At 70.4% G+C, this 17497-nt stretch carries 19 protein-coding genes and 1 riboswitch; of the genes, 12 read left to right on the forward strand and 7 right to left on the reverse strand.

Translation table 11 applies throughout. From position 1 onward, the window contains the following. Nucleotides 1-162 precede the first annotated feature (162 nt). From ACF08F_RS00905 to ACF08F_RS00915, 3 genes are all read left to right on the forward strand, one after another. Nucleotides 163-1269 (forward strand): LacI family DNA-binding transcriptional regulator, encoded by a 1107-nt coding sequence (locus ACF08F_RS00905; protein ID WP_055642419.1) that lies wholly within the window; start codon nucleotides 163-165, stop codon nucleotides 1267-1269. A 266-nt stretch (nucleotides 1270-1535) separates the two neighbouring features. Further along, nucleotides 1536-3017 carry a metallophosphoesterase family protein gene (locus ACF08F_RS00910; RefSeq protein ID WP_392296375.1) on the forward strand — a complete coding sequence of 494 codons (1482 nt, stop codon included), beginning with the start codon at nucleotides 1536-1538 and terminating at the stop codon, nucleotides 3015-3017. Nucleotides 3018-3176: 159 nt separating this feature from the next. Further along, entirely contained in the window at nucleotides 3177-3827 is a 651-nt protein-coding gene (locus ACF08F_RS00915) for a hypothetical protein (protein ID WP_392296376.1), read from the forward strand. 120 nt (nucleotides 3828-3947) lie between these two features. On the opposite strand, the gene thiC is transcribed toward ACF08F_RS00915, so the two are convergent. Beyond that, nucleotides 3948-5717 carry a phosphomethylpyrimidine synthase ThiC gene (gene thiC, locus ACF08F_RS00920; protein ID WP_392296377.1) on the reverse strand — a complete coding sequence of 590 codons (1770 nt, stop codon included), beginning with the start codon at nucleotides 5715-5717 and terminating at the stop codon, nucleotides 3948-3950. Further along, nucleotides 5711-5845, reverse strand: a riboswitch (TPP riboswitch). (Overlaps the previous gene by 7 nt.) A gap of 71 nt (nucleotides 5846-5916) precedes the next feature. On the opposite strand from thiC, the gene ACF08F_RS00925 reads away from it, so the two are divergent. After that, on the forward strand, nucleotides 5917-7359 hold the full coding sequence (locus tag ACF08F_RS00925; protein ID WP_392296378.1) for a YibE/F family protein: 1443 nt from the start codon (nucleotides 5917-5919) through the stop codon (nucleotides 7357-7359). 39 nt (nucleotides 7360-7398) lie between these two features. Here the strand turns inward: ACF08F_RS00925 and ACF08F_RS00930 are convergent, their stop codons facing one another. The 4 genes from ACF08F_RS00930 to ACF08F_RS00945 all read right to left on the reverse strand — a co-directional run bounded on the left by ACF08F_RS00930 (nucleotide 7399) and on the right by ACF08F_RS00945 (nucleotide 9662). Next, nucleotides 7399-7833, reverse strand: coding sequence for an SsgA family sporulation/cell division regulator (locus tag ACF08F_RS00930; RefSeq protein WP_024760447.1), 435 nt, complete (start codon nucleotides 7831-7833; stop codon nucleotides 7399-7401). Between the two features lie 138 nt (nucleotides 7834-7971). After that, nucleotides 7972-8742 carry an IclR family transcriptional regulator gene (locus ACF08F_RS00935; RefSeq protein ID WP_376316592.1) on the reverse strand — a complete coding sequence of 257 codons (771 nt, stop codon included), beginning with the start codon at nucleotides 8740-8742 and terminating at the stop codon, nucleotides 7972-7974. Nucleotides 8743-8977: 235 nt separating this feature from the next. After that, complete coding sequence (locus ACF08F_RS00940; RefSeq protein WP_392296379.1) at nucleotides 8978-9196, reverse strand: DUF5326 family protein; 219 nt, start codon at nucleotides 9194-9196, stop codon at nucleotides 8978-8980. Nucleotides 9197-9344: 148 nt separating this feature from the next. Then, nucleotides 9345-9662: a cupin domain-containing protein gene (locus ACF08F_RS00945; protein WP_392296380.1), complete on the reverse strand. Its 318-nt coding sequence runs from the start codon at nucleotides 9660-9662 to the stop codon at nucleotides 9345-9347. A 51-nt stretch (nucleotides 9663-9713) separates the two neighbouring features. Here ACF08F_RS00945 and ACF08F_RS00950 point away from each other — a divergent pair, with 51 nt between their 5' ends. The 5 genes from ACF08F_RS00950 to ACF08F_RS00970 all read left to right on the forward strand — a co-directional run bounded on the left by ACF08F_RS00950 (nucleotide 9714) and on the right by ACF08F_RS00970 (nucleotide 13416). After that, nucleotides 9714-10091, forward strand: coding sequence for a phage holin family protein (locus ACF08F_RS00950; protein ID WP_392296381.1), 378 nt, complete (start codon nucleotides 9714-9716; stop codon nucleotides 10089-10091). Nucleotides 10092-10101: 10 nt separating this feature from the next. Then, nucleotides 10102-10593: a low molecular weight protein-tyrosine-phosphatase gene (locus ACF08F_RS00955; RefSeq protein WP_392296382.1), complete on the forward strand. Its 492-nt coding sequence runs from the start codon at nucleotides 10102-10104 to the stop codon at nucleotides 10591-10593. Further along, nucleotides 10590-11759: a cystathionine gamma-lyase gene (locus ACF08F_RS00960; RefSeq protein WP_392296383.1), complete on the forward strand. Its 1170-nt coding sequence runs from the start codon at nucleotides 10590-10592 to the stop codon at nucleotides 11757-11759. The genes ACF08F_RS00955 and ACF08F_RS00960 overlap by 4 nt, the downstream gene beginning before the upstream one ends. A gap of 245 nt (nucleotides 11760-12004) precedes the next feature. Then, nucleotides 12005-12901, forward strand: a complete 897-nt coding sequence (locus ACF08F_RS00965) for a LysR family transcriptional regulator (protein ID WP_392296384.1) — start codon at nucleotides 12005-12007, stop codon at nucleotides 12899-12901. A 35-nt stretch (nucleotides 12902-12936) separates the two neighbouring features. Continuing rightward, on the forward strand, nucleotides 12937-13416 hold the full coding sequence (locus ACF08F_RS00970; protein WP_392296385.1) for an NUDIX domain-containing protein: 480 nt from the start codon (nucleotides 12937-12939) through the stop codon (nucleotides 13414-13416). On the opposite strand, the gene ACF08F_RS00975 is transcribed toward ACF08F_RS00970, so the two are convergent. Together ACF08F_RS00975 and ACF08F_RS00980 are read right to left on the reverse strand one after the other, a co-directional pair. Further along, the gene (locus ACF08F_RS00975; RefSeq protein ID WP_392296791.1) at nucleotides 13359-14579 is read right to left on the reverse strand and encodes a globin domain-containing protein; all 1221 of its coding nucleotides are present in this window, start codon (nucleotides 14577-14579) and stop codon (nucleotides 13359-13361) included. The genes ACF08F_RS00970 and ACF08F_RS00975 overlap by 58 nt on opposite strands. 108 nt (nucleotides 14580-14687) lie before the next feature. Continuing rightward, on the reverse strand, nucleotides 14688-15359 hold the full coding sequence (locus ACF08F_RS00980; protein ID WP_392296386.1) for an HAD family hydrolase: 672 nt from the start codon (nucleotides 15357-15359) through the stop codon (nucleotides 14688-14690). Nucleotides 15360-15460: 101 nt separating this feature from the next. Here ACF08F_RS00980 and ACF08F_RS00985 point away from each other — a divergent pair, with 101 nt between their 5' ends. The 3 genes from ACF08F_RS00985 to ACF08F_RS00995 all read left to right on the forward strand — a co-directional run bounded on the left by ACF08F_RS00985 (nucleotide 15461) and on the right by ACF08F_RS00995 (nucleotide 17469). Beyond that, on the forward strand, nucleotides 15461-16324 hold the full coding sequence (locus ACF08F_RS00985; RefSeq protein ID WP_392296387.1) for a GNAT family N-acetyltransferase: 864 nt from the start codon (nucleotides 15461-15463) through the stop codon (nucleotides 16322-16324). A gap of 184 nt (nucleotides 16325-16508) precedes the next feature. After that, nucleotides 16509-16967 carry a MarR family winged helix-turn-helix transcriptional regulator gene (locus tag ACF08F_RS00990; protein WP_392296388.1) on the forward strand — a complete coding sequence of 153 codons (459 nt, stop codon included), beginning with the start codon at nucleotides 16509-16511 and terminating at the stop codon, nucleotides 16965-16967. A 49-nt stretch (nucleotides 16968-17016) separates the two neighbouring features. After that, nucleotides 17017-17469, forward strand: a complete 453-nt coding sequence (locus ACF08F_RS00995; RefSeq protein WP_392296389.1) for a GNAT family N-acetyltransferase — start codon at nucleotides 17017-17019, stop codon at nucleotides 17467-17469. The last annotated feature ends 28 nt before the right edge of the window (nucleotides 17470-17497 follow it).

The raw sequence follows: 17497 nt of genomic DNA on the forward strand, positions 1-17497 counted from the left end.
CCAGGCTTACGGCGTTCCGCAACCCTAGGTCGCATGCAAAGACCTACAACAACCTTCGATTACATGCCTGTTGAGCGTTTTTGATCATGCAGAAACGTGCCTGTCAATGCCTGCATATGCGACCGTCCCGACCGCCCCTCATCGCCCTACTATCGGCTCGCCATGACAGCAGCAGGGAAGCACCAGGTGAGCCGGGCACAGACCCGGGGAAGCCGGCAGGGCCGGGCAGGCATCCGGGACGTGGCCGCCGCCGCCGGGGTCTCCATCACGACTGTCTCCGACGCGCTCAACGGCAAGGGCCGACTCCCGGACGCCACCCGCCGCCACGTCCGCGAGGTCGCCGACCGGCTGGGCTACCGCCCATCCGCGGCGGCCCGCACGCTTCGTACGGGCAAGTCGGGACTCATCGGCCTGACCGTGACCACGTACGGGGATGAACCTTTCACCTTCACCGAATTCGCATACTTCGCGGAGATGGCCAGAGCAGCCACATCGGCGGCACTCGCCCGGGGCTACGCCCTGGTCATCCTCCCCGCCACCTCCCGCCATGACGTCTGGTCGAACGTCGCCCTCGACGGAACCGTCGTCATCGACCCCTCCGACCATGACCCGGTCGTCACCGAACTGGTCCGGCAGGGCCTCCCCGTCGTCTCCGACGGACGCCCCGCCGGCACCCTTCCGGTCACCGCCTGGGTCGACAACGACCACGAAGCCGCCGTCCTCGATCTGCTCGACCACCTCGCCGACGCCGGCGCCCGCCGCATCGGCCTCCTCACCGGAACCACCACCGACACGTACACCCGCCTGTCCACCACCGCGTACCTCAACTGGTGCGAGCGGGTCGGCCAGGACCCGGTCTACGAGGCCTATCCGGCGCACGATCCGTGCGCGGGCGCCGTCGCGGCCGACCGGCTGCTCGCCCGCCCGGACCGACCGGACGCCGTGTACGGCCTCTTCGACCCCAACGGAACCGACCTCCTCGCGGCCGCGCGCCGCTACGGACTGCGTGTCCCGGAGGACCTGCTGCTGGTCTGCTGCAGCGAGTCCACCGTCTACGCCACCACCGAACCGCCCATCACGACGCTCTCGCTCAAACCACGCAGGATCGGCACGGCCGTCGTCCAGCTCCTCATCGACGCCATCGAGGGGATCGATACGGACGGTCCGGTCGAGCAGGTGATACCGACCGAACTCATCGTCCGTACCTCTTCACAGCGGCGCTCGCCGCGCACCACCGTCAGCCCGCCGCGCTCACCTGCGAAGGACTGACCGAGGCTCACCGAAACACGCCGCCCCCGCGCCCCTGCCCGTGGGCCGGGGCGGCCAAACCGAGCACCGTACCGGCTTCAACCCTGGACTGGACCTTCTCAATTCGGGCGAAACAACCGGTGAACCCGGAGTGGACCCGGATTCACCACCCCTGGTGCGTCACACAGGAGGACCCTCATTCCTATGATGGGCGGACGACATCGTGGGCCGCCCCGACCAGGCCGGTCCACCATGTGCAGGGCATCGCGACGGTGGTGGAGGGGTCCATGACTCAGGGGGCCGGGCAGGAGCCCGTGGTGCGCACGGCGACATTGCGCGACTTCCGCGTACCGCCGTACGCCCGGGTGCCCGTACAGGGCCATGCCGCCGAGCCGACGGCCGAACACCTCCCACCGGCCGAGGCGCCCCACCGGGCACCGGCCGAGGCGCCGCGCCAGGCCCCGGCCGAGGCTGCGGCCCACGTCCCGGTCGAGACACCGCCTGCACCTCCTGCACCGCCCGCTCCACCTGCCCCTCCCGCACCGCCGATGCCGGCCGCCGCGCCCGCGCGGACCGTCGAGGCGGCACCGAGCGGCTCGCTCTCCGTCGTCGGCGCGCCCCCGTCCGCGCCCGCCGCCGACGCGCCCGCGCCCACCCACGCACCCGCGCCAACCCACGCACCCGCGCCCGCCGACCCGACCCTCCTCCTGGGCCGCCGCGTCGCGCCCGCGTTCACCGGTGCGGCCCCCACGACCAGCACGACCGGCTCCTCCATCGTCTCGGTCGCCACCGGCCACCCCGGCAGCGCCTTCCCCGAGGGCGACCTTCCCGAGGGCTACACGCCGACCGAGCGCGACCTCCCGGTCATCAACCGCGGCGACACCGTCCAGGTCCACGTCGCCCCCGACGCCGCCCCCGCGCCCGAGCCCGCCGCCACGACCGGCGACGGCCCCGGCCCCCTCTACGTCGTCGGCGACGTCCACGGCTACCTCGACGAACTCGTCGAGGCGCTGCGCGCCCAAGGCCTCGTCGACGAGAACGGCGGCTGGGCCGCGGGCAACGCCCGGCTGTGGTTCCTCGGCGACTTCACCGACCGCGGTCCCGACGGCATCGGCGTCATCGACCTCGTCATGCGGCTCTCCGCCGAGGCCGCCGCCGCCGGCGGCTACTGCAAGGCCCTCATGGGCAACCACGAGCTGCTGCTGATCGGCGCCAAGCGCTTCGGCGACACGCCGGTCAACTCCGGCGCGGGCACGGCCACCTTCCAGGCCGCCTGGCTGCTCAACGGCGGCCAGAAGCACGACATGGACCGGCTCCAGGACGTCCACCTCCAGTGGATGTCCCGGCTCGACGCCGTGGTCCTGGAGGACGACCACCTCCTCCTGCACTCCGACACCACCGCGTACCTCGAATACGGCGAGACCATCGAGGACGTCAACGAGACGGTCCACGAGATCCTCACCCGCAGCGACGCCGACGAGGTCTGGGACGTGTTCCGCAAGTTCACGAAGCGCTTCGCGTTCCGTGACGAGGGCGGCCCGCAGGCCGTCCAGGAGCTCCTCTCCACCTACGGCGGCAGCCGGATCGTGCACGGCCACAGCCCCATCCCGTACCTCCTGGGCCAGGTCGGCACGGAGGAGAGCGAGGGCAGCGGCGGCCCGGTCATCGACGGACCCCACGTCTATGCGGACGGGCTCGCGATCGCCATGGACGGCGGTGTGACCATGGCCGGAAAGCTGCTGGTCCGCGAACTCCCCCTGAACGGCTGACGCATAACCCTGCGCATCCGGGGAAGTCGATTTCCGGAAACACCCTGTCAGCACGTGGTGTCACCGCAATACCATCGGACCATCCGTAGCAGGCTCTCCTCCGTTTCTGCCCGGCCGGCCGTGGTCCACGGCTGATCCGGGCCCGCGGAGCATCGGGGGATGCACATGAACGTGGCTCCGTACCTGCTGACCGAGGACCGCGCCGAGTACGAGCGGGTCCTCGACGACGCACTGAGCACCGCCCACGCACGTCCGGATCTCGCCGGAGTAGGGACCCGGCTCACGGTGGGGCAACTGCGCTCCATGGCCCTGAACGCGACAGCGCTGATCACCACCGCGGCGTCGAGCGAGTACGACCACTTCGTCAAGGTCCGCGAGCAGGGCCGCATCGCGGTCGCCACCCGCATACCCGACCAGCAGGACGGCTCCGGCGCGGGGATCGTCGCGATCTTCACCGTCATGGTGCCCGTGCTCTCCGGGTCGGCCGCCTTCATCTTCCTGCTGGTCGGCGCGCTCCTGCACGCGATCGCGCCCACCGTGGTCTTCGGCGCGACGCTGCTGACGGCCGGGCTGGTCTTCGGCGCGGTCGCCGCTGCCGGGCTGCTCTGCGCGGCGGCGGGAATCCTCCGTACCGCCCTGCGCAACAGCCCGACCGCGACGGTCACCGCCGGTGCGCCGGCCGCCTCGGCGGACGACGAGCTGTCCCGCGCGCGGGAAGCCTGGCGCCTCGCCCTGCTCGAACGAGGCGTCGTCCCGTTCCTCCGCGCCGCCCTCGCGGCCACGGCCCAGGACGACGACACCTCGGCCTGAGGACGGCACGTCCACCGGACACCGGCGGCCGCCTCGTACAGGCGCAGCCCCCCGCGCACGGCAACGGCCCGCGACTCCCCCGTGGGTCGCGGGCCGTTGCCTGCTCGGATGCCGACGCGGTCAGTCCGCCAGCGGCAGGTAGACGCGGTTGCCGCTCTCCGCGAACTCCTTCGACTTCTCCGCCATTCCGGCCTCGATCTCCTGCTGCGTGCCACCGTGCTCACGCCGGATGTCCTGCGAGATCTTCATCGAGCAGAACTTCGGACCGCACATCGAGCAGAAGTGCGCGGTCTTCGCCGGCTCGGCCGGCAGCGTCTCGTCGTGGAACTCACGTGCCGTGACCGGGTCGAGCGCCAGGTTGAACTGGTCCTCCCAGCGGAACTCGAACCGCGCGTCCGAGAGCGCGTCGTCCCACTCCTGCGCGCCCGGGTGCCCCTTGGCGAGGTCCGCCGCGTGGGCGGCGATCTTGTACGTGATGACGCCCGTCTTCACGTCGTCCTTGTTGGGCAGGCCCAGGTGCTCCTTGGGCGTGACGTAGCAGAGCATGGCCGTGCCCCACCAGGCGATCATCGCCGCGCCGATGCCGGAGGTGATGTGGTCGTAGGCGGGGGCCACGTCCGTCGTCAGCGGGCCGAGGGTGTAGAACGGCGCCTCCTCGCAGATCTCCTGCTGGAGGTCGATGTTCTCCTTGATCTTGTGCATCGGGACGTGGCCCGGGCCCTCGATCATCGTCTGCACGTTGTGCCGCTTGGCGATCGTGTTCAGCTCGCCGAGCGTCCGCAGCTCCGCGAACTGCGCCTCGTCGTTGGCGTCCGCGATCGAGCCGGGGCGCAGGCCGTCGCCGAGCGAGTACGTGACGTCGTACGCCGCCAGGATCTCGCAGAGCTCCTCGAAGTTCGTGTAGAGGAAGTTCTCCTTGTGGTGCGCGAGACACCAGGCGGCCATGATCGAGCCGCCGCGCGAGACGATGCCGGTCTTGCGGCGCGCGGTGAGCGGCACGTACGGCAGGAGTACGCCGGCGTGCACCGTCATGTAGTCGACGCCCTGCTCGGCCTGCTCGATGACCGTGTCCTTGTAGATCTCCCAGGTCAGCTCCTCGGCCTTCCCGTCGACCTTCTCCAGGGCCTGGTAGAGCGGCACGGTGCCGATCGGCACGGGGGAGTTGCGCAGCACCCACTCGCGGGTGGTGTGGATGTTGCGGCCGGTGGACAGGTCCATGACCGTGTCCGCGCCCCACTTGGTCGCCCAGGTCATCTTCTCCACCTCCTCCTCGATGGAGGAGGTGACGGCGGAGTTGCCGATGTTGGCGTTGACCTTCACCAGGAACCGCTTGCCGATGATCATCGGCTCGATCTCCGGGTGGTTCACGTTCGCCGGGAGCACCGCGCGGCCCGCGGCGATCTCCTCCCGCACGACCTCGGGGGAGACGTTCTCCCGGATCGCGACGTACTCCATCTCCGGGGTGATCTCGCCCCGGCGGGCGTACGCGAGCTGCGTCACCGCCTGGCCGTCCCGGCCGCGGCGCGGCAGGCGCGGGCGGCCGGGGAAGACGGCGTCGAGGTTCTTCAGCCCGCCGCCGCGCGGCGAGGTGTGCTTGATGCCGTCGTCCTCGGGGCGCACGGGACGGCCCGCGTACTCCTCGGTGTCGCCGCGCGCGATGATCCAGTTCTCGCGCAACGGCGCGAGCCCGCGCCGTACATCGGTGTCGATGGTGGGGTCGGTGTACGGACCGGACGTGTCGTACAGCGTCACGTCCTTGCCGTTGGTGAGGTGCACCTGGCGGACCGGGACCCGGAGGTCGGGGCGCGAACCCTCGACGTAGCCCTTGTGCCAGCCCGGCGCGCGGCCGTCCTGGTCGGAGGCAGGCGTGCGTGCATCCTGAATGGTCATGAGACCGATCTCCCTACGCCGGCATTACCCGGTAACAGGTTCGGCGGTCGGCGCAGCCTCCTCCCGTACGTGCGTACGGTGATCAGCGCCCTCTCAGCCCGGTGCTCCGAGCTCCCGCGTGTGCAAAGGTGTCACCACGCTAGCGCCATCCCTGGCGTGCTGAACAGTGGGCCCCCACCGTTCTTGCGATGATCGGTCGGTGACTTCCCCCCAGCAGCCCCCCGAGCCGCACAGCCACGACCCCGGTCCCGACCACGGACAGGGGCAGGGACAGGGACGGGGACACCCAGCCGGCCACGGGCACGCACAAGCGGCAGAACACGGACACGGGCACGGACACGCGAGCGGTCACGGCCACGGGCACAGCCACAGCCACGGCCCCGCCGCCCCCGTCTCCCAGCATCTGCGCAAGGTCATCGCCGCGGTCCTGATCCCCTTCGCCACCGCGGTCCTGGTCGGCCTCGTGGTCCTGTGGCCGGGCGGCACCCCGCCGCACGAGCGCACCGGGGTCGGCTTCGACCGGCAGACCGAGCAGGGCACGGTCGTCTCCGTCGAGCAGGTCGACTGCAAGGACGTGAACGCCGCCCAGGTCCCGCCGACCGGGGACACCTCGACGCCGCAGGGGCGCGAGGCGGTCAACGCCGAGCAGGGGCAGTGCGAGAAGGCGACGATCGAGGTCACGAGCGGCCCGGAGCAGGGGCGTACGTTCACCGAGATCGTGCAGCCCGACGCGCCGCGCCAACTGCACGAGGGGCAGGGCGTGGTGGTGGCGTACGCCCCCGACGCCCCGCGCGACCTGCAGTACTCCGTGACGGACGTGAACCGGAAGCTCCCCCTGACACTGCTCGCCGGGATCTTCGCCGTCGCGGTCGTGGTCGTGGGCCGGATGAAGGGCGTGATGGCGCTCATCTCGCTCGTCGCGAGCTTCCTGGTGCTGACCTTCTTCATCCTGCCGGCGATCCTGGAGGGTTCGAATCCGCTGGTCGTGGCGGTGGTCGGGTCGAGCGCGATCATGCTGATCGCGCTCTACATGTGCCACGGACTCTCGGCCCGCACGTCGGTCGCGGTGCTCGGCACGCTGATCTCGCTGTTGCTGATCGGCCTGCTCGGCTCGCTCTTCATCGGCTGGGCCTCGCTCACGGGCAACACCGACGACAACACCGGCCTGATCCACGGCCTGTACCCGGAGATCGACATGTCCGGTCTGCTGCTCGCCGGCATCATCATCGGTTCGCTCGGCGTGCTCGACGACGTGACGGTGACCCAGACCTCCGCGGTCTGGGAACTGCACCAGGCCGACCCCCGCATGGGGCCGCGCGCGCTGTACCGGGCCGGGATCCGGATCGGCCGCGACCACATCGCCTCGGTCGTGAACACCCTGGTCCTCGCCTACGCGGGCGCGGCCCTGCCGTTGCTGCTGCTCTTCTCGATCGCGCAGAGCAGCATGGGGACGGTGGCCAACAGCGAGCTGGTCGCGGAGGAGATCGTCCGCACGCTGGTCGGCTCGATCGGTCTGGTCGCCTCGGTGCCGGTCACCACGGTCCTCGCGGCACTGGTCGTCTCCGCCGACCGGCCGGCGGCCGACGTCGCCGGGCAGCCCCGGGCGGCGGTACGGGGCGGTCGGCGCCGCCGCGCGAAGTAGGGATCCCGGGTGGGCACCGGGCCCCACGGGCCCGGAGGCTCAGCCGGCGTTCTCCTCCGCGAGGATCCGGCCGAGTGCCGCCTCCAGATTGTCCTCGAAGTCACCGAGTGTCCGTTCCTGACCAAGCGGAACAAGCTTGTCCGTGCGGTCGAGGAAGGCGACCAGCGGCGGAGCGCTGGCCCGGAACAGGGCGCGGTCGCCGCCGACCTGGAGGCGGATGGAGACGTCCGAGAGCCCCTCGGGGTCCGTCGGGGCAATGTGCACGTCCCCGTCCCCGCTCGGCCTGTTGATCCCGTCGAGCAGCAGTTCCCTACCGAACGCCCAGGTCACGGGCGCGTCTCCGGGGAGGTGAAAGGTCATACGGACCGCGTAAGGATCCCGCGTCTCGTAGCGCAGCTCGACTGGGATCTTGAAGCAGAGCTCCTCGGAAACGAGGAAGCTCATCAGAACCTCGGCCTGAACCGACTCTCGCATCATGTACCCCGCAGTAGATGAAGCAGTTGTGTAAACACAGCTGCTGAAAGCTGTGACCGAAACGGCCAGGAATGATCCCCCGTGGCCCTCTTGACGCAATCGTGCTGTACGCACTAGCAGATCACAAGGAGTGATTTTTCAGATACTGATAGAGAACGCGAGGGAACTGAAGAGCCTTCCGATCTCCGTGCGTAGCCGCTCGACTGCTGGGAGCAACCGTTCTTCCTGGTGAAGGGGGAGGGAAATGGCCATCGCGGCCGCCGCGGAGCCCGCCGTGATGGGAATGGCGGCGCATACCGTGCCGAGTGCATATTCCTGACGCTCCACCAGGGGCTCCATTCGCCCCAAACCGCCCAAACGATCCAAAAGGACATGGCGGTTACGCACCGTGTACGGAGTGATGGCTTCCACCGGATGGCGGTCGAGGTGGTCTTGACGGGCCTTCAGATCGAGTTGACTCAGCAGGCACTGCCCGATGGCGTGCGCGTGTGCGGTCTCACGGAAGTCGGCCCACTCCTCCACCGCGGGGGCCGAAGGGGTGTCCGCGACGGCGACGAGCTCGATCTCGCCCTCGCGGTAGAGGGCGAAGTACACCGGCACACCGATCTCGTCCCGCCAGCGGGCAAGGGAGTCTTCGATCTTGATGCGACGATTCTGCACAGCTCCGCCGCCGGCCAGTCGGACGGCGGCGTCGCCAAGGACGAACACACCCTTCTCGCGGCGTAGATAGCCCTCGTGCGTCAGGGTGCGGAGCAGGTGGTACGTGGTGGGCAGCGGGAGGCCCGTCTCACGGGCGAGCTGTTTGGCCGGGGCACCGTCCGCATGGGACGACACGGCCTCCAGAAGTCTCAGCGCCCGCTGCACCGAGCCGATCAACGTAGGTGCAGCTGTCTGCGTAGCCGTGGCCAAAGGTCACCCCCAGGCGTGACGACGGATGCTGTGCATCCGCCCGCGGGGGCCGCCCCCGCGCGCCCGCCGGGCCTGGGAAACCGCTGGTCAGCACGAGGTCTACGCCCGTAGTCCCCAACACGGCGGAGGGATTCCACTCTAGTGGCAGCCCTTGGGGCCCCGCCCGGATTCAACCCGCGCGTCCCCCGCCCGGGCTAATGCCCGTCGTCGGTTCCCTGTGGTGCAGCGGCTCGTGCTACCAGTCCTCGCGCGATCCGCCGGAGCCCTTGAACTTCCGCACGACGTAGACGAGTCCGGCGACGAGCGCCACGAAGAGCAGCACCTTGAACAGCAGCGCGACCACGAAGGTGAGGACGCTGGTGATCATTCCGCCGAAGACGACCAGGACGAGAGCGGGTATGGCGACCCACTTCACCCACCAGGGCATCCCCGCGAGAATCTCCTGTACGGCCATGGTCCCTACCTCGCTCTCGAAAGTCCGTCCCGCGCACTCCGCGCCGAACACCCTCAAGGCTAGGGGCGGAAAGCGCTCCGAGGGGGCCGCGGGGCCCCTGCTCTCCCCTGATCCGCCCCTTAGGGGGTCGCGGTCCCCGCCTAGGGGTTCAGCCCTCCGGCGGGGAGAAGACCACCAGGACCCGCAGGTCCTCGCTGATGTGGTGGAACTTGTGGGGCATCCCGGCCGGCACGTAGACCACGCTGCCGCGCGCCACCTGGGTCGTCTCCTCCCCGACCGTGATCGCCGCGCGGCCGCTGACCACGAAGTACACCTCGTCCTGGCCGTGCGGCTGCTGGGAGTCGAGCTCCCCGGCGTCCAGCGCGTACAGGCCCACCGACATGTTCCGCTCCCGCAGGAACTGGAGGTAGGCGCCCTGGTTGGCGGCGCGCTCCGCCTCCAGTTCGTCCAGCCGGAATGCCTTCATCGCCTGTCAGCCCCTGCCCTTGGCCCGATCATGTCTGCCACGATCACACACATGAAGAATTTCGTAGTCAAGACGCTCGCCAACGCGGGCGCCCTGGGAGTCGCCATCTGGGTGCTCCAGGACATCACCCTGACCGGTGAGAGCACCGGCAAGAAGGCCCTGACCCTCATTCTCGTCGCTCTGGTCTTCGGCCTGGTGAACGTCTTGGTCAAGCCGATCGTCAAATTGCTGACACTGCCGCTCTTCATCCTGACGCTCGGCCTGATCACCCTGGTGATCAACGCCCTGATGCTGCTCCTCACGTCCTGGCTGGCCGATCTGTTCGACCTCAGCTTCCACGTGGAGGGCTTCTGGACCGCCATCCGCGGCGGCCTGATCATCTCCATCGTCTCGTGGGCACTGAACCTCGTGCTCCCCGACGAAGACTGAGCGGGCGACCGTGACCTATCGCGTGTGCTTCGTCTGCACGGGCAACATCTGCCGCTCGCCGATGGCCGAGCACGTCTTTCGCCGTCGGGTGGAGGAGGCCGGCCTCGGCGGGGCGGTGGAGGTCGACAGCGCGGGGACCGGCGGCTGGCACGAGGGCGACGGTGCCGATCCGCGCACGGTCGCCGTCCTGGAGGAGAACGGCTACACCTCCGCACACGCGGCACGCCGGTTCCGGGCCTCCTGGTTCTCCGCCCTGGACCTGGTGATCGCCCTGGACGAAGGGCACCTGCGGGAGCTCCGGGCACTCGCCCGCACCCCGGAGGAAGCGGCGCGGATACGGCTGCTGCGCTCCTACGACCCGGCCGCGGGGGCCGCGCTCGACGTCCCCGACCCGTACTACGGGGGCCGGGAGGGCTTCGAGGAGTGCCTGGAGATGGTGGAGGCCGCGAGCGGTGGACTGCTCGCGGCCGTACGTGCGGAACTGGAGGAACAGACAGCGTGACAGACCAGGCAAGCGACCCCGGCCGGCGGACGGCCGCCGCGCTCGGGGACGGCACCCTCGCCGTGCGGGCCGGGCTCCCCGAGCCCGTGAAGTACGAACCGACCCTGCCGGGCCCCGTCTTCGCCGCCCACTTCCACCTGCCGGGCGAGCCGACGGGCGGCTACGCGTACGGCCGCGACGAGAACCCGACGTGGACCCATCTGGAACGGGCGATCGGCGAGCTGGAGGCGCCGGGGGAGCAGGACGTCGAGACGCTTGTCTTCGCCTCCGGCATGGCCGCGATCTCCGCCGTCCTCCTCTCCCAGCTGAAGGCCGGCGACGCGGTGGTGCTCCCGGTGGACGGCTACCAGGCACTGCCGCTGCTGCACGAGCAGCTGAGGGCGTACGGCGTCGAGGTCCGCACCGCCCCGACCGGCGGCGACGGACAGCTCGCCGTCCTCGAAGGCGCCCGGCTGCTCTGGATCGAGACCCCCTCCAACCCCGGGCTCGACGTCTGCGACATCCGGCGCATGGTGCGCGAGGCGCACGCCGCCGGAGCGCTCGTCGCCGTCGACAACACCCTCGCCACCCCGCTCGGCCAGCGGCCCCTGGAGCTCGGCGCGGACTTCTCCGTCGCCAGTGACACCAAGGGCATGACCGGGCACGGCGACGTCCTGCTCGGGCACGTGAGCTGCCGGGATCCGCAGCGGGCCGCGGAGGTACGGCGCTGGCGCAAGATCGTCGGCGCGATCCCCGGCCCCATGGAGGCCTGGCTCGCCCACCGTTCGCTGGCCACCCTCCAGCTGCGGATCGACCGCCAGTGCTCCACCGCCCTGTCCCTCGCACACGCGCTCGTCGAGCGCGAGGACGTGACCGGACTGCGCTACCCCGGGCTTCCGGGCGACCCCTCGCACGCGGTGGCGTCCCGGCAGATGCGGCGCTTCGGCCCGGTGGTCTCCTTCGAACTGGCGGACCGGAAGCGGGCCGAGCGGTTCCTCGAAGGACTGCGGCTCGTGGACGACGCGACCAGCTTCGGCGGTGTGCGCTCCACGGCGGAGCGGCGCGGGCGGTGGGGCGGGGACGCGGTCGCGGAGGGCTTCGTCCGCTTCTCCGTCGGAGCCGAGGATCCGGAGGATCTGATCGCCGACGTCCTGCGCGCCCTCGACGAGGCCGGAGCCGCGGGCTGAGTCCCGGAGGCCGCCCGGCCTGCGCCGGGCGCAAGGAACGGGGCGTTCCGAACCTCCCCCCTCGTGGCTCGGAACGCCCTCGGATTCCTGCGCGGAAACCGCCTGAACAAGGCTAGTTGACTGTGCGTCAGTGTCCAATCACGGTAGCGACAGAGACCTATCGACTTATTTATAGTTGGACGGTCCTGAGGCGCAGTCAGCCGACCGCCTGAGTCGAACGGCCGCACGGCCGGGAGGGGGCGGACATGGATCTGGCCCTGCTGCGCACGTTCGTCACGGTGCACCGGGCCGGTTCCTTCACCCGCGCCGCCGCGCTCCTGGGTCTCTCCCAGCCCGCCGTCACCAGCCAGATCAGGACCCTGGAGCGGCAGCTGGGCCGGCCGCTCTTCCTCAGACAGGCGCGCGGGGTCACACCGACCACGATCGGCGACGAGCTCGCGCACCGCGCGGCACCCCATCTCGACGCCCTGGTCGAGATCGCCGAGACCGGCCTCGACGAGGAGACCGGCGTCCGCACCCTCCATGTCGCGGGGCCCCCGGAGTTCACCGCGCTCCGCGCGCTGCCCGCGCTCACCCCGCTGGTCGGCCAGGGGCTCGCCGTGCGGGCGACCTTCCTCGGGAACGCGGAGGAGATCCTCGACGGCCTCGCTGCCGGCCACCACGATCTGGCCCTGACCACCGCCCGCCCGCGTGGCGGTCTCTTCGTGGCCACCCCTCTCTGCGACGAGGAGCACGTGCTGGTCGCGGCCCCGCGCTGGGCGGCCCGGCTCGGCCCCGAGGTGCTGCTCCGCAAGGGGGCGGTGGTCCTGGAGCAGCTCCCGGTCGTCGAGGTGCACGAGTCGCTGCCGTTCGTCTCCCGCTACTGGGCCGCCGTCTTCGAGAGCAAGCCCGCGGCGGCCGCGACGGTGATCGCCCCCGACCTCCGGGCCGTACGGGACTCGGCGGCCTCGGGCGCCGGTCTTGCCGTCCTGCCGCGCTATCTGTGCGAGGAGGCTCTGGAGCAGGGGCGGCTCGTCGCGCTGCTCGACCCTCCGGTGCCTCCGCTGCGGACGTACTTCCTCGTCGTGCGGACCGGGACCCTGGCGCTCTCGCACATCGCACGGGCCCACGAGGGTCTGTCGCGGGCCGCGACGGACTGGTGAGTTTCAGGACACCGCGGACGGGCCATTTTCTTCCCATGACCGAACGGCCCGTGATCAAGCGCACCGCACGCGCCATCCTGCTCGACGGGGACGACCTCGTCCTCATCAAACGCACCAAGCCGGGGATGGATCCCTACTGGGTCACGCCCGGTGGCGGCGTCGAACCCACCGACTCCACGGTCGTCGAGGCCCTGCACCGCGAGGTGCACGAGGAGCTCGGCGCCAAGATCACCGACGTGGTGCCCTGCTTCGTCGACACCATCGAGCACATCGTCGACGGCGGGGTCTCCGGGGTGAAGGTCCAGCACTTCTTCGTGTGCCGGCTCGGCTCCATGGACCCCACTCTCCGGCACGGCCCCGAGATCGACGAGCCCATCGGCGAGTACGAGATCGTCCGGGTGCCGTTCAGCCGGGTCGGCATCGCCGCCGTCCACCTCGTCCCCCTCTCCCTGCGCCACTACCTCGACGGCAACATCGAGGGGGTCCGCGCCATGCACGCCCCCGACCTGGGCTGATCCGCGCTCTCGGGGGTGATTTCCGCCAGGAAGTCGTGCCGGATGCGGTCCGACGCCACCCCCGCTCCCCGCAGGGCGTCGACCCCGCGGCGGACCATGCCGAGCGGGCCCGAGAGGTAGGCGTCGCGCTCCTCCCAGGGCCCGTAGCGGCAGACTGCGTCCGGGAGCCGGCCCTGCTCCTCGGTGACCGGGTGGACGGAGAGCCAGGGGAAGGTCTTCTGGAGGCGCAGCATCGTGTCGATGTCGTAGAGCTCGTGGCCGCTGCGCGCCCCGTAGAAGACGTCGACCGTCCGGCGGTCGCCGTGCTCGGCCACGTCCTCGACCAGGGCCCTGATCGGCGCTATCCCGGTGCCTCCGCCCAGACAGAGCAGTCCGCGGTCGGTGGAGTGGTCGACCGTCATGGAGCCGGCCGGCGAGCCGAGGCGCAGCACGTCCCCGGGGCGCGCCCGGTGGACCAGCGCGTTCGACACCCAGCCGGCCGGGACCGCCTTCACGTGGAGGGAGAGCAGTCCGTCGGGCCGGGGTGCGGAGGCGAAGGAGTAGTGACGCCAGATCCTCGGCCACCAGGGGGTCTCCAGCGTCGTGTACTGCCCCGCGAGGAAGGGGTACGGCTGGTCGGGGCGGAGCGTGACGACGGCGACGTCGGGGGTGCGGAGATCGTGGGACACCACCTCGGCCTGCCACCAGGCGGGCGCGTGTTCCTCGTTCTCCGCCGCGGCGTCGATCATGATCTGGGAGATCGTCGTGTAGGTGCGGACCCAGGCCGCCTCGGTCTCCGCGTTCCAGGCTGCGGTGGCGTATCGGACGAGCGCTCCGATGAGGGCCTCGCCGACAGCCGGGTAGTGGGTGGCCCGGGTGCCGTACTTGCGATGGCCTCGGCCGAGGTTCTCCAGGTACGCGGTGAGGACGGGTGTGTCGTCCATGTGCTCGGCCGCCGTCAGGAGGGCCTTCAGGAGCCGGTCCCGCTGGGTGTCCATGGCCGCGGGGAACATCTCGCGCAGCTCGGGGTTCCGGACGAAGAGCAGGGCGTAGAAGTACGAGGTCACCTGGTCGGCGACGGGGGCGATCTCCGCCAGCGTGCGGCGGACGAGAACCGCGTCGGGGGAGGCCTCTCCGGGTATTCGGGCCTCCGTCCCGTCCTTCGTGGTGGTCGGAGCATCCATCATGTGCCTCGCCTCGCGCTGGCCGGCTTCCGTGCTCGCAGCATGACCGTTCCTGGCACCGCTTCGGACAGAAAGCGGTGTTCTCGGGTCATAGGGCAGGGTTTCTGGCTAAGCTGCGCGCTTTTGGACCAGGTCGTAGGCCTCGCGCAGATCTCCTCCGGCATAGCTGTGGCGGGAGATTCCGGTGAGGTGATGGTCCGCGTTCACGGCCACGGTGTCCCGCACGATCGCGAAGAGCTCGGCGTCGGACATCGAGTCCCCGTAGGCCACGCAGTCGGCCCAGCCCACCCCGTACTCCGTGCAGAGCTCCCGGGCGATCCGCACCTTCGCCGCCGCGTCGAGGATGCCGGGCCGATGGATCGGCTCCGTGAAGGGGACGGCCGGCCAGCGGGAGCCGTGCACCGTGTCGACACCCCAGTCGAGCAGGCGCTCGACGAAGAAATCGGGCGAGAGGGAGATGACGGCACAGCGCTCACCCCGGGCTGTGATGTCGGCCCAGACCTCGCGAATGCCCGTCAGCCACGGCGCACCCGCGAAGGCGGCATCGACCTGCTCGGGGGTGAGTGCGGCCCAGAGGTCACGGGCCCGCACAGCGAACTCGTCCGGAGTGAGCCCCCGAAGGAATCCCTCCTCCAGCGCGGTGATCTCCTCCAGGAGCCCCAATTGCCGAGAGATCTCCACGGCCGCGGCCGAACCCCTGATCAGCGTGCCGTCGAGGTCGAAGAGGTGCAGTCTGCCGTGTCGGGATTCCATGGATTCACTCGGTTTCACGTGAAACATCGTCCGTATCCCGCAGGTCGGAATCAACGCCTCCCCGGGTAATCGGCTGGATCGCATAAACCGGTGGACGACCGATCAGCGTTTCGGACAGCCTGAAAGGCATGCCGACTTCCCCCTCAGCTCTCGCTCAGCTCCCCATCCGGCGCCTCACCACGGACGACCTCCTCAGCTGCGCCGACCTCTCCGAGAACAGGGGGTGGCCGCGTGAGGAGCACAAGTGGGGCCACCTGCTGACCGCGGGCACCGGGTACGGCATCGACGACCCCTCCGGCACGGGGCTCGTCACGGGCTGCGTGGTCACCTCGTACGGCCCCGAGCTCGCGGCCATCGGCATGGTGCTCGTCGCCGAGTCGTACGCCCGTCAAGGCGTGGGACGCCGGCTCATGCAGCACGTCCTGGCCGAGGCCGGCGACACCCCGCTCACCCTGTACGCCACGCCCAACGGACAGCCCCTGTACGAGCAGCTCGGGTTCGTCGAGACGAGCCGGTCCGAGATGATCCGTGGGCGGTTCAGCTTCACCACGCCCGCCCCGGGCGTTCCCGTCCGCCCGGCGACCGCGGAGGACCTCCCGGCCGTCCTGCGCCTGGACCACGAGGTCTTCGGCCTCGACCGCACGCACATCCTCACGCGACTGCCGGCGTTCGCCGACCATCTGCGGGTCGCGGAGGAGAACGGCGAGATCACCGGCTTCGCGGCGGCGTGGCCCAACATGGACACGCATGTCGTGGGGCCGCTGATCGCCAAGGATCCGGCCACGGCCCAGGCCCTGATCGCCTCGCTGGCCGCCGCCACGGACCGACCGCTGCGCACGGACGTCGACGTGCGGCACACGACGCTGCTGAGCTGGGCGAAGGAGAACGGCATCGAGTCGATCGCCACCAATGCCGTGATGGTCCGCTCCCTCCCGGACCTCCCCGGCGACTGGCGCCGACGCTTCGCTCCCCTGACCGTCGCGGCCGGCTGAGCCGGACCGGGCGGCCGGTCGGGACCGGGCGACGGAGTTGGACTGGGCGACGGAGCCGGATCGGGTGACGGAGCCGGACCGAGGAGCACCCCGGGAAGATTTACTTGCAGACGCGCATTATTGCGCGCCATCGTCTACCCTGGTTCGTGAGCCGCTCCGGCGCCGAGGAGACCGAGGAGAGACCATGACCGCGACGGACCCCGCACTGACCGCGCTCGCTCAGCGCTGGTGCGCCCTCTCCCTGCTCCACGGCCGGATCGAGTCGCACATCGAGCGCGCCCTGGAGTCCCGGCACGGTCTGAGCGTCCGCGAGTACTCCCTCCTCGACGTCCTCAGCCGCCAGCACAGCGGCCCGGGCGGCCACCTCCAGATGAAGCAGGTCGCCGACGCCGTCGTGCTGAGCCAGAGCGCCACCACCCGGCTCGTCACCCGGCTCGAGGACCGCGGTCTGCTCACCCGGTACCTCTGCGCCACCGACCGGCGGGGCATCTACACCGATGTGACCGAAGCCGGCCAGAAGCTCCTCGAAGAGGCCCGTCCCACCAACGACGGCGCCCTGCGCGAAGCCCTCGACGAAGCCGCGAACAACCCAGAGCTGGCCCCGCTGGTCCGGGTCGTCGAGGGCGTGGACGTCACCGTCTGAGCCGGGAGACGAGCGGCGGCCCGGGAAGAGCATGCGTACGCTGCGGGGCATGAGCGATCTTGAGATACGCCCCGCCGTCGCAGCCGATCTCCAGGCCATCGTCGCGATGCTCGCCGATGACCCGCTGGGTGCGCAGCGCGAGTCCCCCGACGACCTCTCCCCGTACCTCACCGCCTTCGAGCGCCTCGCGAACGATCCCCACCAGCACGTCGTCGTGGCGGTCCGCGCGGAGAAGATCGTCGGGACCCTCCAGCTGACCGTGATCCCCGGTCTCTCCCGCAAGGGCACCACCCGCTCGATCATCGAAGGCGTCCGTATCCACGCGGACGAGCGCGGCAGCGGACTCGGCACCCAGCTCATCGAGTGGGCCGTCGAGGAGTCCGGCCGCCAGGGCTGCGGGCTGGTTCAGCTGACCTCCGACGTCACGCGCACCGACGCCCGCCGCTTCTACGAGCGGCTCGGCTTCGAGGCCTCCCACGTGGGCTTCAAGAAGAACCTCTGAGACTCCCTCTGCCGGGCAGCGCGCCGGG

Source organism: Streptomyces sp. NPDC015130 (assembly GCF_043080005.1).
Classification (GTDB): domain Bacteria; phylum Actinomycetota; class Actinomycetes; order Streptomycetales; family Streptomycetaceae; genus Streptomyces.